Below are 26,471 nucleotides of genomic sequence, written 5' to 3'. Positions count from 1 at the left end.
CCCCGGGTGCGGTGGCGGACATGGTACGGACGCCGGGGTCGGTGCAGTCCTCCTCCCCGGGGTTGACGGTGCCGGCACGGGTGAACGCGCCACGGCGGTCGTCGGGGTTGTTGGACGCGTCAACGGTGCGGAAGGACGACGGCCGGATCTATCTGATTGATGGGGATGCTCCCGCAGATTCTCCGGGCCGGTTCGTCGATATCACGGATGCGGTCGATGACGCGCAGTCGCCGCCAGCGGTGCTGGCTGGTGGGCTGGCGCTGAATGGTGATGACGGTGGTCGGCTGAGGCAGTTCGAGATCCTCGATCGAATGGTGCGGTCACGGGTCGTTCAGGAAGGGCTCGACCGTGACGTTTTCGTGAGCGATTTGCGGCAGGTACAGGAGAATGCTGTCGATCCGCCGGTGGCAAAGGTCATCCGGTCCGGCGAGCGCATCCTCTCGATCGAGCGTCCCACCGGTCTGCGGAGCACTCCGTCCATCCGCGACGATCGTCCGCCGTTCTCGCAGCCCGGCGCGCCGGTCGTGTCTCCCGCTACCGCCGCCGGCTCCCAGCAAGCTCCGCGGAGCGGTGCTGGCGAGCAGACACGACGGGCGCAGGAACGGGCGCGGCTGCGGCCACTGCCGTATCCGTTGCCGAGCATGTCGCGGCAGGGTCCGGCAGTTGAGCATGGGGTGACTGAGCCACCACCGGGTGACATGGGCGTCGACGCTGCTGTCGGGTTCGCCGGCCCTGACAGCCGAACCCAGGTCAGCCCGGATACACCGTCGGCGAGCCGGGTCCGTGCGCTCGAACAGGATGCTGATGGCCGGTGGCGTGCGGACGGTCTGCCGTTGCGGGTAGAGGTGTTGGAAGGCAGCCGGTCGGGGTTGAGCCTGTTGTCGGCGGAGGAGCTGTCGTCGGTTCGCGATCGGCAGTTGATGCCGCCGGGGCGGGCGCCGGCGGTGTTGGTCCATGGTGCCGGGAACGTGGTGCACGCGTCGGTGGAGTTGCCGGATGGTGCGACCCGGACGGTGGCGTTGTCGGCGGCGCAGCTCGCTCAGGTGGTGCGGGGCAGTGTCGCGGACGACGGTCTGGTGGCGTTGGTGTCGTGTCGCGCCGGCGCGGTGAGAGGCAGTTTCGCGTCGAAGTTCTCGCGGGCGTATGGCGGCGACGTGTGTGCGCCGGCCACGGACGTGTGGGTCGGGACGAGCGGTGGGCTGGCCACCTCTGGTGGGCAGTCGTGGTTGCTCTTCGAACCAGACGGGAGCGACAGCGACGGCTGGGATCTGATCAACGACGAACACGACTTCGACGGCATCCGGTCGAACACGGTTCCTGCGTCCCCCGACGGGGTGCGGCTCAGCGGTGAGGGCTCCGCGCAGCAGTCAACCCGGACTACCGCCGGGAGCCCCTCCCAAACTGATGCGCTGACTGACAGCTCGGATGACGTCGCCTTGGAGTCCGGGTTGGATGCGAGGGAACCGATCGTGGTGCGGGGCGAGTCCCTCGCTGACGGGGACCATGAGCCTTCGAGCCAATTACCTCGTGAAACCACCGCCGCCCTCGCTGGCCCGGTGCGTCTTATCGCCGATGAGGCATGGGCGCGCTACCGGTCAGGGATGTCGCAGCGAGCGCTGACCGTCTTGCATCACGGGCAAGCCCGTCTCTCCCCCGGCGGGGTCTACGGTACGGATCTCGCTGTGGTGCTCCTGACGTGGATCGAGGAACACGTTCAGGGGCGAATTCGAGAGCTAGCGACTTCTTCTGGGGTCGCCAACGACGAAGACGCGCTTCGGTTGGCCGAGGACATAACGCACAGCCTATTGGCGCACACCACTGAGGTTGAACGCCAGGACCTGGCGGTCGGTTGGGTGGGATTGGGTTTCACTGATGCTGCCCGATCGAACGTTCTGGCCGGACCCGTCCCACAGCAGTCGAGTGGTCCTTTCGTTCCGATCGTCGTCCAGGTCGAAGCTGACTCTTCTGAGGGTCGTGAGCCTGCGATGAGGTTGTCCCGTGCCTCTGCGGATGACCTAGCCTCGCCGGTGCATTCACTCGCCCGCGAGGCATGGGCCCGGCACCAGGCCGAGGAGGAGCAGCCGACTCTGCGTCTTTCCTACCACTACTCCGCAGTCAGTAACGGACGCATCGATGGCGAAGAGATCGTTGAACCGCACCTGGCCGATTTCATTTATGCCTGGATTCGTGGGCAGGTCGAGGAGCAGCTCCGACAGCTATTGTCGTCCGACCAACCCGGCGTTGATGCAGCGCCTGCGTTGGCTGCTGCGGTGGCGAACGACTTGTTCGAGTTCTCCATGGTTCGTCCTGATTCCAGCGTGCCGGCAGGATCGGTGCGAGTTGAATTCGCCGAAGCGCTCATCGATGATGACGACCTAGGCTCGGTATCGTCCCACGGCGCGGATCTGCCGGTCGAGGCTGACGGACGGTCTGATGCGTCGGATGACGCCGGAGTGGCACAACCGGAACGTCCGACCGGTTCGGATATGGACCTTCTGTCGTATGCGACCACCGGAGTCTGGGTGGATACCGACGACCTCCTTGAGAGCGACGCGGGCGATGAGTGGACGTTGACGGGGCCTTCCGCGGATGACCTGTCCAGGTATGTGCCTTCAATTGCCCAGACAGCATGGGAGCGTCACCAGGCGGCCTTGCCGCAGCAGGTGTTGATTATCGTCTATGACGGGTCCGACGACGACTCAGTGGCTAGCAGTGAGTTTCAGGAGATCGAGTTCGCCGAGGCTCTTCGGCACTGGATCCGAGGCGCGGTACGCGATCAACTCTTGAAGCTGTTCTCGGCCAGCATGGAGCGAACCGAAGCCGAAAGTTTAGCTGATAAGATTTCCCGCAATTTGGCCAAGTCGGTCGGTATTGTTGACGATCATCGCGTTCCTAACGGGTTGCTCCGGCTGGCTTTCACGACACAATTTGTGGCCACCGAGGCCCTCGTGTGGTGGCCCAGATGGGGTTCGATGGCAGGCGCGACCGAGTTCGGTGACCCCGGCGAAGTGGTGCGCCATGAGGGTTATGGGGACAGCCCGACGCCTGTGGTGAGCGGGAAGACCCGGGTGGCTCATTCTGTGCGGCGAGTGGGAAGCCGGGTCTGGGTGGTACCGCCGCAGCGCGGGGGCGAACGGCAGCGGCGGTTCGTGGCTCCCGGCGACGTGCCCGACAACGTGGTGCTGGTCGGAGCTGTCGTGAACAACGATGCTTCGTTGTCGGTTTCTGACGAGGCCGGTCGATCATTGACTGTCAACGACCTCCTCGACCAGTTGGCGTCCGGTGACGGGTTCGAGATGGCAGGCGCAGGAGAGGGCGCGGACGGGACTAATCGACGGGTCCTCGTGCTGGTCTTGCAGGGCCTGGAAGGGATGGTAGATGCCTTCGCCGAAGCTCTGTTCACACAGATTCTCGAACGGCACGCTTGGGGAGAGCCGGGGCCGAGCGGGCTGGTCATCGGGTCGTACGAGGGCGCGGGTCTGCTCTGGTACGCCCAGTCTGAGGCTGGCCTTGGGGAGCCGTATTCGTCGCCGATCGAAGCAGTGAATGCGGCCACGCCGCTGCCACCTTTCGATCTTCCGGGACAGGTGCACCGGCGTCTGGCCGGCGAGAGCGTGAGAGTCGGAGATTCGACACTGGCCAGCCTGGTGCTGGCACGGTTGCCATGGGACTCGGTCCTGGACCCGGATGCCGTGCCGCAGTACGCACAGGTCGATTCCGGTGAAGTCGCGCCGACCGCGCTGGCTGAGATGACGCTGCGGGTGCCTCCAAATGTGCCGAGTGTGCTCGATGAGGTGCGGCGTACGTTGCGGGGCGGCCGAGTGCTGCCGGTGCTGCCGGCCGGTGCGGACAGGGTGGCGGTTCGGGTTGGCTCGGGCCTTGTCGCCCCGATCTATCGGCTCCCCGCTTCTGGTACCTATCCGTCCCGGGATGTGTTCGTCCTCCATCAGACGGGGGATGAGGCGCGGATCGGGGGACAACTCACCGCGGTTCCGATCTGGGTGAACCGGTTCGCCGACGGATTCGTCGCGGTGCGGATCCCGGACGCCCGGGCGCATGTGCGTGATCTGTCGTTCGCGCCGTCGCTCGCCGACCGGATCGTTCTCGAGCCGGGTGAGCTGAGCGCGGACGGCACACGAGTGCGGAACACGGCAATACGCGATCAGTGGGACGATAGTTGGCTCACCGCCGACGAGTACCGTCAGCGTTTGGTGACTGATCCAGCCGGGGCGCCGCCGATCGTGATCTTACTTGGGACGCTCGGTTCCTCGGAGTTTGCACGCGACGCCCTCTTCTCCGCTGAACTGGCCCAATATGCCATCGTGCTGGTGTGGAATGGGGATAAATGGCATTCGCTCCGAGGGCCTGGCGCCGGGGCGGACGAAGATACTTCCCTGCTTGATTTGGCCGGTTTGATCCGTCGGGCCGACTCTCAGGAACAGCGTCGGGTGCGGGCCGCGCTGCTGCGCCTCCTGACCGATGATGCGGTCAGTGATTCTGACGTGGCCATGGCTCGCCACATGTTCCGTGAAGGATCGTCGCCGGCATCAAGTTCGGTGACGGTGAGGTTGCCAGCCGAGGCGAGCGAGGTTGAGGAGTGGATTCGTCATCCCTCCGGAGTGAGGGTGGTCTCGAACCCTGCCGCGCCCGACCAAATTCTCCCAGTCGAGCGACTCACGGGCCCCTTCCTCGACATTCCCGCGACCTATGTCCGCATGGACGACCGCACGGGGCTATTCGTGGTTGCCACGGCGGCGTGGGCGGAGCAACGGCGCATGCCGCCGTCATACTCGGTCCTACCGCCGTCCAGCGCAGCCGATTCCGGGCACTCGCCGCTGCCGACGGCCGACGACGGGCTGGCTGCTCCTGAGACGCAGGAGGTGCCGTCGTTGTCGGAGGACGTCCGGCGGGTCCGGGGGACCCTGACGGCGCTGGGAGCGTCAGCCGCCGACGGTGGAGCTGCTGGCGCCAGCCTGTCGGAGACAGCACCGTCCGTGTCGGCCGATCTTGCTGGTTTGGCAGCCGGACTGGGCGGTTCCTGGCGACCGGCCGCTCTGGCGGATCTTGAATTCTTGAGTACCGGGGCCGTCACTGCGGTTCGGGTGGAATCATCGAACGGTGCGGAACGACTGTTCCTGGTGAATCGGCAGGACGACGGTCAGCTTTCCCTGATCAACGTGTACGTCCCCGCAGATTCGCCGGACCGACTCGTCGATATCACGGATGCGGTGGATAACGGTGCGGCGCTGCGGGCAGTACGGCGGGTAGAACTGATTGTCGATGAGCAGGGGCGCCTCGGCCAACTTGACGTCTCGGTCCCCGGTCGGGCGTGGGTTACTCGCTCCGGTCAAATTCCCACCGGATTCGTCCGGAACGAGTTCGCAAGGCAGTTGCCGGCCCGGTTGGCGACCCCTGCGGGTGTGGTTGCGTCCCAGGACCGGTTGGCGCATCTGGCGCAACTCGACAGAGCCATTGCCTGGTGGGAGGCCAGGCAGCCGCGGGATCGGCTTGACGGGCTGTTCACCGCGGTCGGTCATGTCGAGGCGCTGCTTGGCTTGGGTGCTCACGCTGGCGCGCCCACGCTCCTGGACGCGGACAGGATCGCCGACGTGCTGATCGGCGTCCACGAGGCGTCGGTTGCGGACGATTCGATCTGGACGGGACGGAGTCGGCTCCGCGTCGAGACGGCACTCCGGACGCTCGAAGGGTTGTGGCGGCGCCTGCACAACCTTCGACAGCCGGCACCGGAAATCGCGGAGCACATCCGCCGAGCGCAGCATTTCGCCCAGGGTCTGTCGTCCCAGTTGCGCTCCGTTCTTGCGCACAGGGGTAACCGGGAGTAGTTCACCGGGCGAGGGAACCCGGCGCCGGAGGGATCGTCGAACCCGCGGGAGATTACGCCGGCGGCGTCCTCGTCACCAACGTCTCCGATGACCTACCGGTCGGCCTCGCCGGTGTCGCTGGAGCACGCGCCAGCCTCATCGCCGGTCCCCGGCTGGGCTCAGGTGAGCGACCCACGGGCGCTGTGGGACACCCTGCGGCGACTCGGCCCCGGCGCGAGCGTGCTCCTCCTGGAAAGCCGCGGCGACGACACCGACGGTCACGCACGGGTATGGCACCACACCACAGAGGGCATACGCGGTGTCGACCCCCACCCGGACGGTCACCGCACTCATGAACTCGACAAGCCCGACCGTCACATCGGGGTGGTACAGACCTGGGCGATCGTCCTCGACCAGGAAGGCCAGGTGGTAGACCCCACCGACGAGCCCTGGGCAAAACCGACGGCGGCCACCGTCTCCGTGCAGCGGGCCGACCGGATTTCCCCATTCGCGTCGATGCTCCCGGCGACACCCGCAGGTAAGGAGATCGTCGACGCTGTGATGGCGACGGCGACGATGCATCCGCAATCGCGAAAGCCAGGGATCTACCGTATCCGTAAGGTTGTCGCCAACTATCTACGCCACAACCCGATACACCGAACCCAACTCGCGGAATCGCTCGCACGTGCGGAGCACCGTTCCGGATGTGGCTGCAGCAGCAGGCGCATCGGTTACGTCCTGGCCATGCCCCGTACCCAGCGGTCCCGAAGACTCCAACTCCACCAGGTACGGCTGGAGTACTACGCGACGGGCCGGCGGCCACGGTCCAGCAGTCGGGGCAGGGGCAGCGTCCGCCACGGCACCCGCATCAGCAGGCGCACGATCAGCAGACCGAGCAGGTATCCCCCGACGCTGTCGGTGATCCAGTGCCACCCGAGGTAGGTGGTTCCGATGAACACGAGCACGCCGGGCAGCCACATCAGGACGCGACGCGCGACCACGCCGAGGTACGGCGAGAGCAGCATCGCGAGCACGCCGTAGTAGACGATGCCGTTGCTCACGTGCCCGGAGGGGTAATACTCCTCCCACCCGTCACTGAACATCTCGACCGAGCCGTGGTGCGGGGCGCCCCGCGAGGTCCATCCCTTCAACCCGACGATCAGGATGGTGCTGATGATCGGCGCCAGCCCGGCCGGGATGATCGGACGGATCGTGCGGTGTCGCCAGGCCAGCCAGAACGACAGCGCCACGGTCACGGTCGTCAGGATGCCGCCCTGGCCGACATGGTCGAAGATCCACATCAGGATGTAGACCGGCCGGGGCCGGTGCTGGTCGCACCAGTCCCGCACCGCGATGTCCAGATCCAGCAGGGGCCGCCACCACACGAGCCCCGCGGTCAGCGCGACGAGCGCGGCCAGCAGCAGCCCGTCGAACCACCAGGACCCCGGCACCGGCCTGAGCGCGGGCACGCCGAGCGGGCGGGGCGGACGGTCGCGCAGATGCCGAGGCGACCTTCTCCCCGTTGCCATCGCCTCAACCGGCGGCGGTGCCGGAGGGGTCGGACAGGATCCCCGTGCCCTGACCGAGCTCGACCAGGTAACCGTCCGGGTCGCGCAGGTAGCACCGAATCTCGACGCCGTGGTCCTTCGGCTCGGTCAGGAACTCACCGCCCCGGGAGCGCCACAGCTCGTACACCGCCCGCACGTCGTTGACCCGGATGTTCATCGCCCCGCTGAGCGTGTCCGGGTCCGCCGGCGCCTGGGCGCGTACGGTCGGCTTGTCGTCGGTCGGGCCGCCCTCGTCGTTGATCACGATGTAGCTGTTGTGGAACCGCAGGATGGCGGGGTTGCGCTCCCGGATCACCGTCGCGTCCAGGACCCGCCGGTAGTACTCCCGGGAGCGGTCCACGTCGCGCACGATCAACAGATGGGTGAGCACCGCCCCGTTCTCGGGGCGGAAGTAGTCCGGCGCCTCGTCCGCCATACGCGCCTCCCGGGTCTCGTCCGGGCGGCGCGTACCCGTTCTCGGCGCCGGCACACCTCAGGGTTTACGCGCGAGACCGGCCCAGTAGTAGGCGGCGTGCGGGTCCTCCGGGGCGCCGTGCTCGGGCCGCCAGGCCATCACCGGGACGACACCCGGGTCGACCAGGTCCCAGCCCGCGAAGAACCGCTCCACCTCGGCGCGGGTGCGCGGCACCAGCGTCATCCGACCCTGGGTGGCCGCGGCCACGGCGGCGTTCATCTCGGCCGGGTTGAAGTCCGCCGTCGGGTGGGTGATCGCCAGGTAGCTGCCGGAGGGCAGGGCGTCCATCAGCGTACGCAGTTTGCCAGCCGGGTCGTCGGCGTCGCGCAGCAGCATGAGCACCGCGATGAGGGTGAGCGCCACCGGCCGGGTCAGGTCGAGCGTGTCGGTGAGGCGGGCGTCGACCAGGATCTTCTCCGGCTGACGGAGGTCGGCGTGGATGTACTCGCTGCGCCCCTCCGGCGTGCTGATCATCAGCGCCCGGGCGTGCGCGAGCACGATCGGGTCGTTGTCGACGTAGACCACCCGGGTCTCGGGGGCCACCGACTGGGCGACCTCGTGCAGGTTGGGGCGGGTGGGGATGCCGGTGCCGACGTCGATGAACTGCCGGATGCCCGCCTCGCCCACCAGATAGCGGGCGACCCGGTGGACGAACCGCCGGTTCTCCTTCGCCATCGTGCGGAGGGTGGGGATCGCCTCAATGAGCGCGCTGCCCATCGCGCGGTCGACGGCGAAGTTGTCCTTCCCGCCGAGCCACCAGTCGTAGACCCGCGCCGAGTGTGGGACGCTGGCGTCCACCCCGGACGGTGGCTTCTCCTCGATCTGCCTGTCGGTCTCACCCTGCGACACGATCGTCTCCCCTCGATCGGCGGCTGTCGACGTGCGCAGCCTAGAGGACGCGCCGCGATCCGGCCGCCCTCGGGGCCGCGGACGCGCGACGGGGGTCGAGGTCGGTCGTCGCGGCGAGGCCGGTGAAGGCGCCGCGGTGGTAGAGCAGCGGCGAGCCGACGTCGGCGTGCCGCAGCAGCTCCGGCTCCGCCAGGACGATGGCGTGGTCGCCCACCACCACCCGGTCGACCACCCGGCAGAGCATCCACGCCAGGGTGTCGTCGAGGATCGGCACGCCCTCGGGCCCCGGACGCCAGCGGGTGGGCGCGGCGAAGCGGTCGACGCCGCGGGTCGCGAACCTCCGGGCCAACTCCTCCTGATGGCCGGCGAGCAGGTGGACGCCCACGTGCCGGGCCCGGGACACCCCGGACCAACTCGACGAGGTGAGGTCCGAGCAGAACGAGACGATCGGCGGGGCGAGCGACACGCAGGTGAAGGAGGTCGCGGTGAAGCCCACCAGGGACGGTGCGGTGACGATGGTGACGGTGCTGGCCTGCTGCCGCAGCAACGTGCGCAGCGCGTCGCCGTCGGCGTCCACCAGGGGTGTGGGCGGGGTGGGAACGGACATCGGCGGGGACTCCTCCGTCTGACGCGGGGTCGGGTGCGCTGAGCGGCGTGGCCGGACGCCGACGGCGGGCCGCCGCCGAGGGGTCTGGCCGCCGGTGCCGACCCCGACGGGCCGCCGGGTCTCCGGCGGCGACGGTGCGGGTGGCGAGGCCCGTGTGCGCGGGGCCGATCGGGACGCGGCCGGATCAACAGGCGCAGCTGCACACCCGGAGGAAGTCCACGAAGCGGCGCCGGGTGAGAGGCACGCTTCGATTCACGCCCGTAGGGTAGCCGGCCACGGAACCCATGGTCACCCGCACCATGGCCGGCATCACATAGTTTTCCCACCTACTAAGAGGGGAATCCGTCCGGCGCCGCGAGGCGGGCCGTCCGACGCGACGGCGGAGGGCGCGCCTCGGAGTCGTCCGTCAGTCGGCGGAACCCTGCGGAGTGCCGCAGAGCTTGGTGCCCGGAGGGTCGATCTCCTCCTTGCCCCAGATCTTGTACGGCGGCGGCCCGAGGCGGTTCTCGGCGTTGATGGGTTTGACCTTGATCAGGCTCAGGAACTTGTTGATCACGTTGACCACCGGCTGGAGGATGCTGTAGCCCAGCCCGTAGCGTGCCCACACGCCGAGCCCGACACCCCGGCACTCCACGAAGTGCGACCCCAGCGTGCCGACCGCGCCCAGGGCGGACCCCATGGTGGTGCCGTACGCGGTCGACAGCTCGAAGTAGACGCCGGCCTTGAACACGAAGGCGTTGAACCCGACGTCGAACTTGACGCGGTGCTCGACGAGCAGACCCATCACGCCGACCGGCGCACCGTGCAGGGACTCGGTGATGCTCGACTTGCGCTTCACGTCCGTGCTCATGGTGGGGCCCCACACGCTGTTGCGGTAGCCGTAGCCGAGTTTCCCGGCGAGGGAGAACTCGCCGGACCCCTTCATGGACCCGAGCTTCGCGCCGAACGCGGTCGTCACCTTCAGCGTCTGGCCGATGGTGAGGGTGAGCGGCACGCCGAGCACGGTGCCGATCGGGAAGGCCGCCTCGACCGGGATCGGTAGGACGGCCCGGATGTTCTGCCCGTTCTGGATCGCGGTCTCGAAGGACATCCGGATGCCGAAGCCGCCGGTGATCTCCAGCTCGGCCCGCCGCAGCGTGCCGCCGCGGATGTCGAGGTGGAAGTCCGCTCTCGGGCTCTTGAAGGTGAGCGCCACCCGCCCGATCAGCCGGGTGCCGTCGCGGTCGTAGCGGTAGCTGACCTCGGCGCCGTCGCTGAAGCTGACCGCGGTGGAAAAGTTCGCGGCGACCGTCTGGACCTCCTGCGCCCGCGTCGGCGGCGGCTGCACCGGGCGGACGGGGGGCGCGGCCGGCGCCAGGCGTACGGGCGCACTCTTGCCGAACCGGCCCGTCGGCGACGGCGTGGCGGCCTCGGCCTCCTCGGTTTCGGCCCAGAGAGGTTCGCCGGCCTGATAGACGACCGGGTTGTCGAGCGTGATCCCCTTCTTCTCGAACGTGCCGTCGCGGATCACCTCGGTCAACGTGACCGGCCCGACCGTGACGAGCAGGTCGCCGCCGTCCCGGTCGAGGTGCAACACCCGGCCGACGCCGCGGCCCGTGACGAACATGACCTTGCCGACGGCCAGGTCGTCGGCGTGCTTGGCCTTGCCGTCGAGGCGCCAGGTGAGCCCGTCGGCGGTGACCGACCGGATCGAGCGGCCTCCCCCGCCCACCAGCACGACGTCGGGCTGGAACGTCACGTCCGGATGGGGCACCGGGGCCAAGCCGTACCGTAGCGCCGCCTCGCTGTAGGGGTCCTCGCTTCCGGTGTCGGCGGGTGACCCGCCCCGGCAGGCGCCCGTGGCGAGCAGCATCGCCACGATGAGGACGATCGACAGACACTTCCGCACCGGGGCTCCTCGTCAGGTCCGCGTGGTCACCAGTCGGGCCGGACGCGGGCGCGGCCCTCGCTCCTCGACCGGGACCTCGCGCCGGCCGGGTCGACGGCCGCGCCACGGCGGGTGACCGACGACAGGTCATGAAGTGACGCTACGGCGCGACCGTCGGCGGGTAATCGGGGGTTTCCCTACGTATTGGCGGCGAGGGGCGCCCGGTCAGCCGCCGAGCCGCTGTCGGGCGAGGAACTTCGGCACGACCATCCGCCACGCCTCGGTCACCAACTCGACCATGTGATCGTGGTCCAGCCGTGCCGTGTGGCAGCACACCCAGTGAAAGCGCAGGTCGGAGGGGCGGGGCAGGAAGAACAGGTCCGGCTCGGCGGCGATCAGCCCGTCGCGCTCCTCCTTCGGGTAGCCGAAGCCCATCGTCGCCTTGTCGCGGCTGAACGCCACGTAGACGATCGCCCCGACGCGGAACTTCACCCGGTCGCGGATCAGGTGCTCGCTGCTGCGGGGCAGCGTGCGGGCCAGGGTGCGGACGTCGGCGACGGTCACCATGCCCGGACGGTACCGGGCGGGGCCGACATCGACGTGCGCCCCGCCGTCGGTCATGGCGCGGTGAGAGCGCTCGACCTCGCTGCGGGGTCATGGGTGGTCTCGGCGTCCCGGAGGGCCTGGGTGGTGACGCGGGAGGCGAGCAGGAGCGCGGCGAGGACGAGCCCGACGGCCGCGGCGATGAAGGGGGCGCGGATCCCCAGGCCGCGTCCGAGCAACCCGCCCGCGAGGGCGCCGAGGGGGATGACACCCAGCACGACCAGGCGGTAGGCGGCGGTGACACGCCCGAGGAGTTCGTCGGGTACCGCCGCCTGACGCAGCGTGCTGACCACGATCTGGTTCAGCGAACTGGCGACGGCGGCGCAGAACATGCCGGCGAGGGCGAGGGGCGTGTGCTGCCCCAGGCCGAGGATGGCGTAGCTGGCGGCCGGGACGAGGGCGGCGAGCCAGGTGGTGGGGCCGCCGCCGATGCGGGGTACGACGTGTTCGGCGAGCAGTGAGCCGACGATCGCACCGGCGGCGGGTACGGCGACGAACAGGCCGTAGCGGGACATGGGCACCTGATAGGGGCCGGTGGCCAGCAGGACGAGCACCCCGCCGGTGACCGAGCCGAAGAAGTTGATGGCCGCCGAGATGAACGCCACTCGGCGCAGCAGGTGGTGACGCCAGAAGTGGACCCACCCGGAGCGGATGTCCTGGGTGATGGTCGTCGGGGTCGAGCGACGACGATGTGCTTCCTCGCCGGCGGGCGCAGCGCGGGCAGCAGCAGGGCTGCCAGGCCGGCGAGGGCGAACGCGGCGGCGCCCGTGTAGAAGGCCGCCGACGCCGCCAACGCGAACAGCGCCGCCCCGGCGGGCGGACCGACGAAGGTGTTGATGACGGACTGGGTCGCGAACAACCGGCCGTTGGCGCGCTCGAGCTGCTCGCGGGGCAGGAGACGGGGTGGGATGGCCAGGGCCGCGTTGTCGACCATCGTCTCGGCACAACCGGCCAGGAACACCGCGGCGTAGAGCAGGGCGACATGGCGCCACCCGTTGGTCAGGGCCAGGGCGAGCAGCGTGAACCCGGCCGCGCGCAGCCCGTTGCCGGCGGTGAGTATCCGACGTCGGTCGACTCGGTCGGCCAACACGCCGGCGGGGAGGGTGGCGAGCAGCCAGGGCAGAAACTGCACCACCGTCATGCCCGCCACCAGGAGCGGGTCACGGGTCAGCGTGGCGACGAGCAGCGGCGCCGCGGCCTGCAGCAGCCCGTCGGCCAGGTTCGAGAACGCCTGAGATGCCCACAGTGCGGTGAACGAACGGCGTGGGGCGACGGCAGGCACGATTGGACTCCTGTGGTTCCTCATGGGCGATTGGCCGATTGGGCATGAGCATGCCAGGATGATCACCTCACATGCAAGAATGCTTTCAACCATGAGAGGAGTCGTCGGTGCGGTTCGGTCACATCGCGGGTGATCGCATGCTCGACCTGGTGAACACCGTCGACTGGCGCCTCGGCGGCCACGAACGCACGGAGAACCTGAAGTCCTTCACCGACGTCGTCGACTGGTGCGTCGAGTCCGACCTGATCAGCGGGGACGAGGCCGCGCTCTTGCGGGACCTCGCCGGCCGGGACGTGGCCCGGGCCGAACGGGAGCGGCACCGGGTTGTTGAGGCGCGCGAGAGGGTCTACGCGACCCTGTTCGAGGACGACCCCGGGGCCGCCGCCGCCCTCGCGGGCATGTACCGCTCGGCGATCGCGGCGGCCGACCTGGTCCACACGGGCGACCGCTGGCACTGGCGAGACCGGGAAACCGACCTACGCATGCCCCGCGACCGCATCGTCCGCGGGCTCGTGGCGCTCACCCAGCGCCCTGACCTCGACCGCCTCCACCAGTGCGAGGACGCCAGGTGCGGCTGGGTCTATCTCGACACGTCGCCGCGGCGGAACCGCCGCTGGTGCGACACCAAGGACTGCGGCGATCGCAACCGCGCCCGCGCCTACTACGCCCGACAGAAGGCGAAGATCCACCAACCCTGATCCACGTCGCGGGGCCTACGACACGGGGACCGGACCAGCATTTCGCGGGCGGCGGCGCCAGCGCTTCCCCACCGGGCTGGCGGTCGGCAGGCCGAGACCGGCGACGGCGGCCGCGACGAGCTCCTCCGCCGTCGACGCGACGTCGAGCACCAGCACCGGCTCGTCCGGCTCCCCCGGCTCGAGCGTCGCCAGCTGTGATTCGAGCAGGCTCGCCGGCATGTAGTGCCCGACGCGACGGGCGAGCCGGTCCCGGATCACCTCCACCGACCCGTCGAGGTGCACGAAATCCACCCTCGGGGTCCCCTGGCGCAGCACGTCCCGGTAGGACCGTCGCAGGGCCGAGCACGCCAGCACCGTGCAGCGGCCCTCCCGGCCACGCGCGGCCATCCAGGTGGCGAGATCACGCAGCCACGGCCAGCGGGCGTCGTCGTCCAGGGGTACGCCGGAGCGCATCCGCGCCACGTTCTCGACCGGGTGGAAGTCGTCGGCCTCGGCGAACAGCAGCCCGGTCAGCTCGCCGATGCCACGGGCCACCGTGGTCTTGCCGGCCCCGGACACTCCCATCACCACGACGTGCCGGGTGCGGCCCACCCCGTCGGGGCGCCGCTCACCAGTCATGGACGGTGCCGTCCTTGAGGCGGTTGAACGGCAGGTACGCCGGCACGTACGGGAAACGGGCGGCCGCGTCGGCGTCGAGTTCCACGCCGAGGCCGGGCCGGTCCCCGGGGTGCAGGTAACCGTCGGTGAAGGTGAACGACTGCCGGAAGACCTCGTTGGTGAGCGCGCCGTGCGGCATGTACTCCTGGATGCCGAAGTTGTGGATGGCCAGGTCGAGGTGGAGGGCGGCGGCCATGCCGACCGGTGAGATGTCGGTGGGGCCGTGGATGCCGGACTTGATCTGGTACTGGGCGGCGAAGTCGAGCAGCTTGCGCATCGCGGTGATCCCGCCGGCGTGGGTGACGGCGGAGCGGACGTAGTCGATGAGCTGCTCGCGGATGAGGGTCTGATAGTCCCACACCGTGTTGAAGACCTCGCCGATGGCCAGCGGCGTGACGGTGTGCTGGCGTACCAGCCGCAGCGCCTCCTGGTTCTCCGCGGGCGTGCAGTCCTCCAGCCAGAACAGGTCGTACGGTTCGAGGTCCCTGCCGAGACGGGCGGCCTGGATCGGCGTCATCCGGTGGTGTCCGTCGTGCAGCAGCGGCAGCTCCGGGCCGAACTCGTTGCGGACGGCCTCGAACACCCCGGGCAGGTGGCGCAGGTAGGCGCGGGTGTCCCAGTCCTCCTCGGCGGGCAGCGGGATGCGCTGGGCGGGCTCGTAGTCGTAGCGCCGGCCGTCGACGCTGGGCTGGGCGGCGACCCCGTACACCGCGTTGATCCCGGGCACGGCGGTCTGCACGCGGATGGACCGGTAGCCGAGGTCGAGGTGTCGGCGGATCGAGTCGAACAGCTCCGGCAGGTCCCGGCCGGACGCGTGGCCGTACGCCATGACGCCGGTGCGGGACGCGCCGCCCAGCAGTTGGTACAGCGGCATCCCGGCGGCCTTGGCCTTGATGTCCCAGAGGGCCACGTCGACGGCGGCGATGGCGGCCATCGTCACCGGGCCGCGCCGCCAGTACGCCGAGCGGTACAGGAACTGCCAGGTGTCCTCGATGCGGTGCGGGTCGCGGCCGATGAGCAGGGGCGCGACGTGGTCGCGCAGGTACGACGCCACGGACAGTTCGCGTCCGTTGAGGGTGCCGTCACCGAGCCCGGTGAGGCCCTCGTCGGTGGTGATCTTCAGGGTGACGAAGTTGCGGTCCGGGCTGGTGACGACGACGTCCGCTGCGACGATCTTCATGGGGTGCCTTTCTCGATGGTGCGGGGGCGGTCGGGGGTCACCACTCGGCGTAGGAGCCGTCGGGGTGCCGCCACGTGGGGCTGCGCCAGGCATGGCCGCGGCGGTCGGCCGCGCGGACCGCCCGCTCGTCGATCTCGATGCCGAGACCCGGCGCGGTGAGGCGCGCGACATGCCCGTCGACGAAGGTCAGTGGCGTGCGGTCGAGGCAGTAGTCCAGCACCTCGGCACCGAGGTTGTAGTGGATGCCGATGCTCTGCTCCTGAATCAGGTGGTTCGGGGTGGCGAAGCCGACCTGGAGGCAGGCCGCGAGGGCCAGCGGGCCCAGCGGGCAGTGCGGGGCGAGCTGCACGTCGTAGACCTCGGCCAGCGTGGCGATCTTGCGTACCTCGGTGATGCCACCGGCGTGGGAGAGGTCCGGCTGGGCCACCGCGATGCCGGCCTGCAGGACGGGCAGGAACTCCTGCCGGCTGTAGAGCCGCTCCCCCGTGGCCACCGGCGTGGTGGTGGACCGGACGAACTCGCCGACGAGGTGGGAGTTCTCCGGCACCACCGGCTCCTCCAGGAACAGCGGCCGGTACGGTTCGAGCAGCGGCGCCACCCGGCGGGCGTTGGCGAGGCTGAACCGGCCGTGGAAGTCGACCGCGACGTCCCGGTGTTCGCCGAGCACGTCGCGGGCGGCGGCGACCCGGCGCACCACCGCGTCCAGCTCGGCGACCGAGGCGATCGGGCCCATCCTCCCGGACGCGTTCATCTTCACCGCGGTCAGCCCGGCGGCCACCTGCGCGGCGATGTGGTCGCGGACCTCGTCCGGCTCGTCGCCGCCGACCCAGCCGTAGACCCGGATCCGGTCCCGGACCGGCCCGCCCAGCAGTTGGTGCACCGGTGCCCCGTAGTGCTTGCCGGCGATGTCCCAGAGCGCCTGGTCCAGCCCGGACACCGCGCTGGCCAGGATCGGGCCGCCCCGGTAGAAGGCGCCCTTGGTCAGCACCTGCCAGTGGTCCTCGATGCGCAGCGCGTCCCGGCCGACGAGCAGTTCGGCGAGCTGCTCGACGGCGGTGCGGACGGTCTCCGAGCGCCCCTCGCAGGTGGCCTCGCCCCAGCCGACGACGCCGTCGGCGGTCTCGACCCGGACGAAGAGCCAGCGGGGGGCGACGAGGAAGGTCTCCACGCGGGTGATCGTCGTCATGCCGTCCCGTCAGCCCTTGGTCGCGCCGGCGGTGAGCCCGGAGACGACGTACTTCTGCACGAACAGCGCGATCAGCATGATCGGCAGGGTCACCACGGTGGCCGCCGCCATGAGGCCGCCCCAGTCGATGCTCGCGTAGCCGACGAAGTCGAAGATCGCCACGGGCAGGGTCTTGGTGTCGGCGCCGGAGAGCACGAGGGCGAACATGAAGTTGTTCCAGGAGAAGATGAAGGAGAGGATGCAGGCCGTCGCGACGCCCGGCACGGCCATGGGCAGGGTGATCCGGCGGAACGCGCCGATGTGGGTCAGGCCGTCGACCAGCGCGGCCTCCTCGAGTTCGAGGGGCATCCCGTCGAAGTAGCCCATCATGATGTAGACGACCAGCGGCAGCGACACGAACATGTGGCTGAGGATCAGCACGGTGAATCCGCCGACCATCCGCACGTTGGAGAACACGTAGTACCAGGGCACGAGCAGGGAGACGCCGGGGATGACCCGGGCCATGAGGACGACGAGCGCCGACTTGCGCATGTTGAACCGGCTCATCGAGTACGCGGCCGGCACCCCGAGGATCAGCGACAGCACGGTGGCCGCGAACGCGACCCAGAGGCTGTTGCCGATGAACTGCACGTAGTTGGCCTGCCGCAGGACGGTCACGTAGTTGTCCAGGGTGGGCGAGAACAGCAGCGCCTTGCCGGTGTCGTAGATGTCGACGTTGGTCTTGAACGACGCGGCGATCATCCACAGCAGCGGGGCGAGCAGCGCGACCACCACGACGGCGAGCGCCACCACCCGGAACACCCGGTACGGCGTACGGGGCCTCATCGCCGCGCCTCCTTCCGGCGGTACGTCAGGGCCCACATGGACCCGATGATGATGAGGAAGAAGAGGATGAGGACGGTCGACGAGACGCCGTATTCGTTGTAGTCGAAGCTCAGGCCGTACGCGTACACGTTGAGCGTCTCCACCTCGTGGAACGACCCGCCGCCGCGGCCCTTCGTCGCGTACAGGATGTCGAAGGTCTTCAGCGCGTCGATGCCGCGCAGCAGGATCGCGACGACCACGGTGGGCATCAGCAGCGGCAGGGTGACGTGCCAGAACCGCTGCCAGCTGCTGGCGCCGTCGATCCGCGCCGCCTCCTGCGGCTCGTCGGAGAGCGAGGTCAGGCCGGCGAGCAGGATCAGCACCACCATCGGGGTCCACTGCCAGATATCGATGAAGATCGTCGTCGGTAGCGCCGAGTGTTGACCGGCCAGCCACGGCTGCGGCCCGATGCCGATCCAGGCGAGGACCTGGTTGGCCAGGCCGATGTTCGGGTCGAAGATCAGCCGCCACATCATGCCGACGGCGACCGGGGTGGCGACCAGCGGCAGGAGGATGGCGACGCGGACCCATCGTTGGCCGCGGAACGGTCGCCACAGCAGCAGCGCGACGGCCATCCCCAGGACGACCTCGAACAGCAGGGCGACCCCGGTGAAGGCGACCGTCCGGCCGACCGCCGGCCAGAAGCGGTCGGTGTCGGAGAGCACGTCGAGGTAGTTGCGGGCGCCCACGAACTCCGACTCGGCTCGGACCGAGCCCTCGGCGTCGGTGAGGCTGAGGTACAGCGTCCAGGCCAGGGGCACGACGATCAGGGCGGCGACGAACACCATGGCGGGCGCGGCGAAGAGCCACTTGCGGTGGTGGTTGGCCCAGCGCGCCCAGGCGGGTGTCTCGGGCGTGGGGGCGACGCTCCGGGGCGCCGCCGTGGGGGTGGTGACGGTGGCCATCGGGTCTCCGGGGGTGGGCGGACGCCGGGTGGCGGGGAGCACCCGCCACCCGGACACGGCTTACCTGGTCTCGGCGTCCAGGAACTTCTGGAACGCCGCGTTGGCGGTCTCCGCCGCGGCGGCCGCGTCCTTGCCGGTGATCGCGTCGACGATCGGCTGGCCGACGATCTCCCGCGCCTCGGCCACCTTCACGACCAGCGGCCGGTCGTGGCCGACGCCGCTCTGGGTGCTGGCGGCGATCGCCTCGGCCAGGTCCTTCGGGTAGGTCGAGGTGCCGGCCGGGTCGGCCCAGACCGACGTCCGTGCGCCCGGCACGCCGGACTTCTGCTGCGCCAGGGTCTGCTGCTTGCCGGTCGCCCACTCGACGAACGTCCAGGCGTTGCTCTGGTTCTCGGAGTTGGCGTTGATGCCCAGCGCCCACGACGGGATGTTGTAGGGCTTGGAGCCGGCGGGTCCGGCCGGGAAGGGCGCGAACCCGACGGTCTCGGAGACCTTGGACTTGGTCGGGTCGGTGGCGTTCTTGTAGAGCGAGTTGGCCTCGGTGTAGAAGGCCGCCTTGCCCTGGGTGAAGATGGCCATCGCCTCGGGCCAGCTCATGTCGGTGCTGACGTTGGCCGGGCCGTGGTCCTTGATCAGGCCGCCGTAGAAGGCGTACGCCTGCTTGGCGGCGGCGCTGTTGACGGCGGCCTTGCCGCTCGCGTCGACGAAGTCGCCGCCGAAGCTGTAGAGGAAGCTGGAGAACTGGGTCACCGCCGGCGACTTGCCGGTGCGGGCCACGAAGCCGGCGACGCCGGGGGTGCTGGCCTGCACCGCGGCGGCCGCCGTCCGGAGCTCGTCGAGGGTCTTGGGCGGCGCGGTCAGCCCGGCCTTGGCCAGCAGGTCCTTGCGGTAGTACAGGACCTCCTGCTCGGTGATGATCGGCACGCCCATCGGCTTGCCCTCGTAGGTGGTGGCCTCCACCGGCCCGGCCTGGAAGTCGGCGAAGTCCCAGTCCGCGGCGGACTTCACCTTCTCCGACAGGTCGGCGAGGTACTTGTTGCGGGCGAAGAGCTTCCCCTCCTGGAGGGGGCGGTACATCATCACGTCGAGGTCGCTGGAGCCGGCGTTGAGCTTGACGTTGTACTGGTCGGAGAGCTGGTCCTCGCCGAGCTGGGTGATCTCGACCTTGAGGCCGCTCTGCTTCTCGAACTCCGGCAGGGCCGCCTTGATGTTCTCCGTCCAGACGTGGTTGGCCAGGGTGACCCGGACCGTGGTCGAGGCGCCGCTGTCCTCGCCGCCCCCGCCGCAGGCCGCGAGACCCATGGCGGCGACCACGGCCAGGGAAGTACCGATCATCGATCGACGTCGCACGTCGTCCCTCCTTCTGTCGTGGTCGCCGCCCACGGGGGAAGGGCGCCACCGGTGTTTACATCCGCTTAACGTCGGGATGTTAAGTACATAGATCTGCTTTATTCAAGACTTCGACGCCAACTGATACGATCCGTACCGTGGACCGGTCCTCCTCGGTGGTCGTTCCCGGCCAGGCCACTGTGGTCGAGACCGGGCTGCACGCACGCGTCCTCGACCACCTGGGCACCGCCATCTGCGGCGGGGAGTTCCCGGCGGGCACGGTGCTCAACATCGACGATCTCGTCGACCGCTACGCGGTGTCCCGATCGGTCGTCCGCGAGGTGCTGCGGGTCCTCGCCGCCATGGGGCTCATCGAGACCCGCCGCCGGGTCGGCGTCCTCATCCGGCAGGCGAACGTTTGGAACGTGTTCGACCCGCGGGTGATCCGGTGGCGGCTCGCCTCGTCCGCCCGGATGGCGCAGCTGCGGTCGATCACCGAGCTACGGACCGCCGTCGAGCCGCACGCGGCGTGGCTGGCCGCCGAGCGCGTCGGCCACGACGACGCGAGCGACCTCGTCGGTCTGGCCGCGAAGATGTGGGCGGCCGGCAAGGCCGGCGACGAGGCGCGCTTCCTGCACCTCGACATCGAGTTCCACCGGCGGGTGCTCCTCGCCTCCGGTAACGAGATGTTCGTCAAGCTGCAGGAGCTGGTGGCCGAGGTGCTGACCGGCCGCCACCACTACCACCTGATGCCGCACCACCCGCACGAGCAGGCCCTCCGGCTGCACGCCGACGTCGCCCAGGCGATCCAACGCCGCGACGGCGAGCGCGCCCGGGCCGCCATGGTACAGATCATGGAGCAGGCGTTCGACGAGATGAAGCAGCTCTGGGAGCGCTCCGGGGAGCCGGAGCGCCCGTGACGCTCTGGGCTCAGTGCGGCATGCGCAGCCCGGCGGCGAAGGCACCCCGCTGGTCGAGGTGACCGGCGATGCGCCGGATGATCGCGGCATACTGGGCCCGCCGCCAGGTGGGCAGCGCGGGGTCGACCGAGGCGGTGGTGAGGTCGACCACCCGGGCCAGCGGCCGATACTCCATCCAGGTCGGCAGCACCGTGACGTCGGTGACCCGCCAGCGGCCGTCGTCGGCGCGGGTGAAGGTGAACTGCGGGACGACCGCGTCCTGGGTCTTCTCCGGCGAGCCGTCGGCGAACCGGGTCGTGAGGTTGCCCATGCCGTACGCGACCCACTTGCCCGCCACCTTGTCGAACGGCTGCACCACGTGCACGTGGTGCCCGACGATCAGGTCGACGTCCGGTGAGGAGAGCAGCCGCTCGGCGACGTCGACCTGGTCGGCGTCCGGCTCGTGCTGGTACTCCGTGCCCCAGTGCAGCGACACGACGACGATCTCCGCGCCGGCCGCGCGGGCGCGCCGGGCCTCGGCCAGGATGGCGTCCGTGTCGATCATGTTTGCCGCCCACGGCCGCCCCGCCGGCAACGGGATGCCGTTGAAGCTCGACGTGTACGACAGGTGGCCGACCTTCACCCCCTTGACGTCCAGCACGCTGGGGCGGCGCGCCTCCGCGGCGTTGCGGGCCGTGCCGGTGTGCCGCAGGCCCACCCGGTCCAGGTTGTCCAGCGTCCGGGCGATGCCCTCGACCCCGGTGTCCAACGAGTGGTTGGACGCGGTGGAGCAGGTGTCGAAGCCCGCCCAGGCCGCGGCGTCGGCCAGTTCCGGCGGCACGCTGAAGTTCGGCCAGCCGGTGAAGGGGCCGTTCCGCTCGGCCAGCGGCGTCTCCATGTGACAGATCGCCAGGTCGGCGGCGCTCACCCGTGGGCGGACCGCCGCGAGGACCTGGGTGAAGTCGTGACCGGAGCGTCCCGCCCGGCGGGCGTCGGCGGCGGCCTGCTCGCTCAGCGCCGGGTGGACGAGCAGGTCACCGGCCGCCACCACGGTGAGCGTCTTCGGTGTCGCGGGGCTGCTCGCCGGGGCCGACGGCGTGGACGACGGCCGGATCGACTCCGGCTCGGGCTCCGACCCCTGACAGCCCGCCGTCAGTACGACGACTGCCAGCGCCACGGCAGCGGACAATCTCCTCATAACGGGACATGATGCCCGGACATCGGGCCGGCACGGCCGGAATGCCGAAAGTCCCCGACGCGACCCGTCAGGGCCCTCGGTGGCGTCGACCGGTGGCCGCGGCCCGGCGCGTGGGGCGACGGACAACGGCGATCCGGTCACCGGTCGCCCGAACCGTCGTCCGGCCGTCGCGACGGCGACGGACCGTCAGGTCGACGGTGCGATCACCGACCCGCACGCCCTCCAGCACCAGGTCGGGCAGCCAGTCGGGCAGGTGCGGGTCGACGAGGATCGTCCGCAGCGACGCGACGGGACGCAGCGCCAGCATCGCGTGGACCAGGGCGATCACCGCACTGGCCGACCACGCCTGCGGCGAGCACGAGTTCGGGTAGACGCCGGGGTGCGGGTGGTCGGCGTCGCGGGGCAGACCGCCGAGCGCCTCCGGGAGCCGGTGCTCCGCGAAGAGCGCCGCCGCCGCGAACATCCCCTCGGCCAGCCGGTGCAGGTGCTCCCAACAGCCGTAGCGGGCCAGGCCGAGGCCGATCGTGCCCGCCTCCACCGGCCAGACGCTGCCCCGGTGGTAGCTGAAGGGGTTGTACGCCGGATGCGCGGCGGACAACGTCCGCACCCCCCACCCGCTGAACATGTCGGGGGCCAGGAGCCGGTCGGCGACCGTCCGGGCGTGCCGCGGCGGCACGATCCCGGTGGCCAGCAGGTGGCCGTCGTTCGAGTTGACCGACCGCACCGGTCGCCCGTCCGGGCCCAGCGCCATCGCATAGCAGCCCAGCTCCGGCAGCCAGTACGCGTCGTGGAACCGCCGGGCCAGCCGGGCCGCGCGGGTGTGGAGCCGGGCGGCCACGCCCGGGTGACCGGTCGCGGCGAAGACCCCGGCCGCGTGCCGCAGGGCCGCGTACCAGTAACCCTGCAACTCGCTGGAGGCGATCGGGTTCGCCACCACCTGCCCGTGCTCGTCGACGATTGCGGTGTCCGAGTCCTTCCACCCCTGGTTCTTCAGGCCCACCCGGGAGCGCCGGTGATACTCCAGGAAGCCGTCGCCGTCGCGGTCGGCGTACCGGTCGAGCCAGGCGAGCACTCGACGGGCGGTCGGCAACAGGTCGCGCAGCAGGTCCCGGTCGCCGGTCCAGGCGTAGTACTGGCCGAGGAACACCAGGAAGTCCGGGCCGGTGGACCAGTCACCGTAGTAGGCGCGGAACGGGTCGACCCCGAGGATCGACAGCGGGCCCTGGCGGGCCTCGTGCAGCGGTTTACCCGGCTCCTCGTCGTGCCAGTCGTCGACGCGCCGGCCGACGTGTTCGGCGTTGAGCCGCAGGCTGTCGGCGAGCAGCGTCGGGCCGGCGAGCAACGCCTGCCAGGACGCGGTCATCGTGTCGCGGCCGAAGATCTCCTGGTAGAGAGGCAGGCCCGCCATCGGCGCCGCCGGGCCCGCCGGCTCGCCGAGCGGCAGCACGGCCAGGTCGTCCACGGCGCACCGCCACGCCGCCGTCACGTCGGCGTTGCTGCTGCGCAGCCGGGCGAACTCGTCGGCCAGCCCGACCCGGGCCGCCGCCGTACGGCCGTCGGCCCCCTCGGCCAGGGCGGCGGTGTCCCGGTCGGTGAAGGTGGGCGGTGGGGCCGGCAGCCGTTCCCCGTCGAAGACCGGTTCGACGAGAAGCTCCACCCGACCGCACCCGCCGGGTGTCAGGTGGAGGTCACACTCGAGCGCGCCGGCCGCGTACCGCACCGGCGCGTCGGTCACCACCCGGACGGCGACGGCGCGGTCCAGGTCGTCGCGCAGGTACGTGAAGCACAGCTCCCGCCGGTCGGCGTCCCAGTCGGTACCGACCTCGCCGCGCTGCACCCGGTGCCCCGTCTCCGCCTCGGTGGTGTCGGCGAAGTCCGCGGTGAGGCCGACCCTCAGGCGCAGGGTCAGCGGCGCGTCGGCGTAGCTGGTGACGGTGAACCGGGTGCGCAGCCCCGCGCCGACGAAGCGTTCAACGGTCAGGTACGCCGCGCGGGAGGGCAGCGACTCGCCGTCGCCGAGTTCGGCGTACGAGACCTGCGCGTGCCCCTGGACGGTCGCGGTGCTGAAGGGGACCGGCTCCCGCCCGTCGACGGTGAGCCGCTCGGCGCGCAGCACCCGCGTGTTGCGGGCGTAGAAGCCCTGCGGGTCGGCGCCGGCGATCCGGCCCCTGACGTCGGTGACCAGCGCGCTCCAGCCGCTGGCGAGGTAGAGCAGGTCGGGGCGGACCCGCACGCCGCGGACCGCAGGCATCAGCGGCGACACCGACGCGCCGGGACTACCGGGTGCCCGCCCGCTGCTGCGTACGCCCGCATCCGGCCCCCTCGACGCGGCCCGCTCCCTCGCCCGCCGCGCTGACACCCGGCGGACCTGACGGCCGCAGTTACCCGGCGGCCCGGCCGATACACGTCGGGGACGGGCACCGACGGCGCCGGTCGCGGGGCGCGGGCCGCCGGTTTCCGGAAATTCCAGGCGGCGACCGGTGGCCCGGACGCAGAGTGAGGAGGTGACCAGACGGCCCGCGGACCCTCGGGCGGCGCGGGGCCGGGGCCTACGGTCGTGGCTGCTGGAGGACCTGAACCCGGAGAACCAGGCCGGACCGGGAGCGAGCCCGAAGCTGCCGCACCGGCGGCCCTGGTGGCGGGTGATGTGCCTGACCGGCCTGGACTACTTCTCCACGCTCGGCTACCAACCCGGGATCGCCGCCCTCGCCGCCGGCGTGGTCGCGCCCGTGGCCACCGTCGTGCTGGTGGCCCTCACTCTCTTCGGCGCGCTGCCGGTCTACCGGCGGGTGGCCCGGGAGAGCCCGCACGGCCAGGGTTCGATCGCGATGTTGGAGCGGATCCTGCCGCGCTGGAGCGGGAAGCTGCTCGTCCTGGCGTTGCTCGGGTTCGCGGCCACCGACTTCATCATCACGATCACCCTGTCGGCCGCCGACGCGGCCGCGCACATGCTGGAGAACCCGTACCTGTCCGCGCCGCTGCACGGCCACCAGATCACCGTGACCCTGGTCCTGATCGGCACCCTCGGCGCGGTGTTCCTCAAGGGTTTCCGGGAGGCCATCGGGATCGCGGTGATCCTCGTCGGGGTCTACCTCACGCTCAACCTGGTCGTGATCCTGGTGGCCCTGGAGCGACTCCTGTCCCATCCGCACGTGGTCGCCGACTGGCGCACCCAGCTGTTCACCCAGCATCCCGACCCCATCGCCATCGCCGTGATCGCGTTGCTCGTCTTTCCCCGCCTCGCCCTGGGCCTGTCCGGCTTCGAGACCGGCGTCGCGGTGATGCCGTTGATCAAGGGGCGGCCCACCGACAGCGAGGACCGCCCCCTGGGGCGCATCCAGGGCGCCCGGCGGCTGCTGACCACGGCCGCGGTCATCATGAGCCTGTTCCTGATCACCAGCAGCATCACCACGACCCTGCTCATCCCCGCCGAGGAGTTCCGGCCCGGTGGCTCCGCGAACGGGCGGGCCCTGGCCTTCCTCGCCCACGCCCACCTGGGCGAGGTGTTCGGCAGCGTCTACGACATCAGCACGGTGCTGATCCTCTGGTTCGCCGGCGCGTCCGCCATGGCCGGGCTGCTCAACCTGATCCCCCGCTACCTGCCCCGCTACGGCATGGCGCCGGACTGGACCCGTGCCGTACGCCCGCTGGTGCTCGTCCTCACCGGCGTCTCGTTCCTCGTCACCATCGTCTTCCGGGCCAGCGTCGACGCGCAGGGCGGCGCGTACGCCACCGGCGTGCTGGTGCTGATCACCTCGGCCGCGCTCGCGGTCACCCTGGCCGCCCACCGGCAACGGCAACGGCTGCCCCGACTGATGTTCGGCGTGATCACCGTCGTGCTCGTCTACACCACGATCGACAACATCATCGAGCGGCCGGACGGCGTCAAGATCGCCTCCCTGTTCATCGTGGCGATCATCGGGACGTCCCTGCTGTCCCGGATCCTGCGCAGCACCGAGCTGCGGGTGACCGGCGTCCGTACCGACGAGGTCGCCGACCGGTTCCTGACGGAGGCCGCCGCCCGGGGCGACATCAACATCATCGCCAATGAGCCGCACGAACGCGACGACAAGGAATACCGGATCAAGGAGACCGAGGAGCGCGCGCACAACCGGATCCCGCGCACCGAGCCGGTGCTGTTCCTGGAGGTGACCGTGGCCGACCCGTCCGAGTTCGAGTCCCCCCTCACCGTCAGCGGCGAGGAGCGGTACGGCCACCGGATCCTGCGCGTACAGGGCACCAGCATCCCCAACGCCATCGCGGCGACCCTCCTGCACATCCGCGACGTCACCGGGCGACGGCCGCACGTCTACTTCGACTGGACCGAGAGCAGCCCCGTCGTCGCCCTGCTGCGCTACTTCCTCCTCGGCGAGGGCGAGGTGGCCCCGGTGACCCGGGAGGTGCTGCGCCACGCCGAGCCGGACCCGGGGCGGCGCCCCCGCGTGCACGTCGCCTGAGCCACCACACAGGACACCCCTTCCCGTACGGTGATCACGGGACTAC

Annotated in this window: 19 protein-coding genes and 1 pseudogene; 4 read left to right on the top strand and 16 right to left on the bottom strand. The window is 70.2% G+C overall.

The window, feature by feature from the left end:
- Positions 1 to 125 precede the first annotated feature (125 nt).
- On the top strand, positions 126 to 5,843 hold the full coding sequence (locus ACIBTV_RS05975) for a hypothetical protein (protein ID WP_396702858.1): 5,718 nt from the start codon (positions 126 to 128) through the stop codon (positions 5,841 to 5,843).
- Between the two features lie 779 nt (positions 5,844 to 6,622).
- Here ACIBTV_RS05975 and ACIBTV_RS05970 read toward each other — a convergent pair.
- The 8 genes and pseudogenes from ACIBTV_RS05970 to ACIBTV_RS05935 form a co-directional block, all read right to left on the bottom strand.
- On the bottom strand, positions 6,623 to 7,273 hold the full coding sequence (locus ACIBTV_RS05970) for a phosphatase PAP2 family protein (protein ID WP_396702856.1): 651 nt from the start codon (positions 7,271 to 7,273) through the stop codon (positions 6,623 to 6,625).
- 82 nt (positions 7,274 to 7,355) lie between these two features.
- Complete coding sequence (locus tag ACIBTV_RS05965) at positions 7,356 to 7,805, bottom strand: VOC family protein (RefSeq protein ID WP_396702854.1); 450 nt, start codon at positions 7,803 to 7,805, stop codon at positions 7,356 to 7,358.
- 57 nt (positions 7,806 to 7,862) lie between these two features.
- Complete coding sequence (locus ACIBTV_RS05960) at positions 7,863 to 8,666, bottom strand: SAM-dependent methyltransferase (protein WP_396702887.1); 804 nt, start codon at positions 8,664 to 8,666, stop codon at positions 7,863 to 7,865.
- Between the two features lie 67 nt (positions 8,667 to 8,733).
- The gene (locus ACIBTV_RS05955; protein WP_396702852.1) at positions 8,734 to 9,300 is read right to left on the bottom strand and encodes a flavin reductase family protein; all 567 of its coding nucleotides are present in this window, start codon (positions 9,298 to 9,300) and stop codon (positions 8,734 to 8,736) included.
- 406 nt (positions 9,301 to 9,706) lie between these two features.
- Complete coding sequence (locus ACIBTV_RS05950) at positions 9,707 to 11,188, bottom strand: hypothetical protein (RefSeq protein WP_396702850.1); 1,482 nt, start codon at positions 11,186 to 11,188, stop codon at positions 9,707 to 9,709.
- Between the two features lie 204 nt (positions 11,189 to 11,392).
- The gene (locus ACIBTV_RS05945; RefSeq protein ID WP_396702848.1) at positions 11,393 to 11,734 is read right to left on the bottom strand and encodes an MmcQ/YjbR family DNA-binding protein; all 342 of its coding nucleotides are present in this window, start codon (positions 11,732 to 11,734) and stop codon (positions 11,393 to 11,395) included.
- Between the two features lie 50 nt (positions 11,735 to 11,784).
- Positions 11,785 to 12,435: an MFS transporter gene (locus ACIBTV_RS05940; RefSeq protein WP_396702885.1), complete on the bottom strand. Its 651-nt coding sequence runs from the start codon at positions 12,433 to 12,435 to the stop codon at positions 11,785 to 11,787.
- Positions 12,436 to 12,512: 77 nt separating this feature from the next.
- Positions 12,513 to 13,076, bottom strand: a pseudogene (locus ACIBTV_RS05935) (MFS transporter); the annotation flags it as partial.
- Between the two features lie 83 nt (positions 13,077 to 13,159).
- Between ACIBTV_RS05935 and ACIBTV_RS05930 the strand changes: the two are divergent.
- Positions 13,160 to 13,750, top strand: a complete 591-nt coding sequence (locus tag ACIBTV_RS05930; RefSeq protein WP_396702846.1) for a CGNR zinc finger domain-containing protein — start codon at positions 13,160 to 13,162, stop codon at positions 13,748 to 13,750.
- Between the two features lie 15 nt (positions 13,751 to 13,765).
- Here the strand turns inward: ACIBTV_RS05930 and ACIBTV_RS05925 are convergent, their stop codons facing one another.
- Genes ACIBTV_RS05925 through ACIBTV_RS05900 form a run of 6 tightly spaced genes read right to left on the bottom strand, consistent with a single transcriptional unit; the run spans position 13,766 to position 19,877 of the window.
- Positions 13,766 to 14,368: a gluconokinase gene (locus ACIBTV_RS05925; protein ID WP_396702844.1), complete on the bottom strand. Its 603-nt coding sequence runs from the start codon at positions 14,366 to 14,368 to the stop codon at positions 13,766 to 13,768.
- Positions 14,358 to 15,587, bottom strand: coding sequence for a D-mannonate dehydratase ManD (manD, locus tag ACIBTV_RS05920; protein WP_396702842.1), 1,230 nt, complete (start codon positions 15,585 to 15,587; stop codon positions 14,358 to 14,360). The genes ACIBTV_RS05925 and manD overlap by 11 nt, the downstream gene beginning before the upstream one ends.
- A gap of 37 nt (positions 15,588 to 15,624) precedes the next feature.
- Positions 15,625 to 16,773 carry a galactonate dehydratase gene (gene dgoD / locus ACIBTV_RS05915; RefSeq protein WP_396702840.1) on the bottom strand — a complete coding sequence of 383 codons (1,149 nt, stop codon included), beginning with the start codon at positions 16,771 to 16,773 and terminating at the stop codon, positions 15,625 to 15,627.
- A gap of 9 nt (positions 16,774 to 16,782) precedes the next feature.
- Entirely contained in the window at positions 16,783 to 17,598 is an 816-nt protein-coding gene (locus tag ACIBTV_RS05910) for a carbohydrate ABC transporter permease (protein WP_396702838.1), read from the bottom strand.
- On the bottom strand, positions 17,595 to 18,542 hold the full coding sequence (locus ACIBTV_RS05905; protein WP_396702836.1) for a carbohydrate ABC transporter permease: 948 nt from the start codon (positions 18,540 to 18,542) through the stop codon (positions 17,595 to 17,597). The genes ACIBTV_RS05910 and ACIBTV_RS05905 overlap by 4 nt, the downstream gene beginning before the upstream one ends.
- Positions 18,543 to 18,602: 60 nt before the next feature.
- Entirely contained in the window at positions 18,603 to 19,877 is a 1,275-nt protein-coding gene (locus tag ACIBTV_RS05900; RefSeq protein WP_396702834.1) for an ABC transporter substrate-binding protein, read from the bottom strand.
- 152 nt (positions 19,878 to 20,029) lie between these two features.
- Here ACIBTV_RS05900 and ACIBTV_RS05895 point away from each other — a divergent pair, with 152 nt between their 5' ends.
- Positions 20,030 to 20,791: a FadR/GntR family transcriptional regulator gene (locus ACIBTV_RS05895; RefSeq protein ID WP_396702832.1), complete on the top strand. Its 762-nt coding sequence runs from the start codon at positions 20,030 to 20,032 to the stop codon at positions 20,789 to 20,791.
- Positions 20,792 to 20,801: 10 nt separating this feature from the next.
- Here ACIBTV_RS05895 and ACIBTV_RS05890 read toward each other — a convergent pair whose 3' ends face one another.
- Together ACIBTV_RS05890 and ACIBTV_RS05885 are read right to left on the bottom strand one after the other, a co-directional pair.
- On the bottom strand, positions 20,802 to 21,968 hold the full coding sequence (locus ACIBTV_RS05890; protein WP_396702830.1) for a CapA family protein: 1,167 nt from the start codon (positions 21,966 to 21,968) through the stop codon (positions 20,802 to 20,804).
- A gap of 67 nt (positions 21,969 to 22,035) precedes the next feature.
- A complete protein-coding gene (locus tag ACIBTV_RS05885) occupies positions 22,036 to 24,219 on the bottom strand; it encodes a glycogen debranching N-terminal domain-containing protein (protein WP_396702828.1) in 2,184 nt (727 codons plus the stop codon).
- A gap of 253 nt (positions 24,220 to 24,472) precedes the next feature.
- On the opposite strand from ACIBTV_RS05885, the gene ACIBTV_RS05880 reads away from it, so the two are divergent.
- Positions 24,473 to 26,425, top strand: coding sequence for an amino acid transporter (locus tag ACIBTV_RS05880; RefSeq protein ID WP_396702826.1), 1,953 nt, complete (start codon positions 24,473 to 24,475; stop codon positions 26,423 to 26,425).
- Positions 26,426 to 26,471 lie beyond the last annotated feature (46 nt).

The organism is Micromonospora sp. NPDC049366, from assembly GCF_044466625.1.
Lineage (GTDB): Bacteria > Actinomycetota > Actinomycetes > Mycobacteriales > Micromonosporaceae > Micromonospora.
Note: the sequence above shows the minus strand (reverse complement) of the source record. Positions and strands in the feature narration are given on the sequence as shown.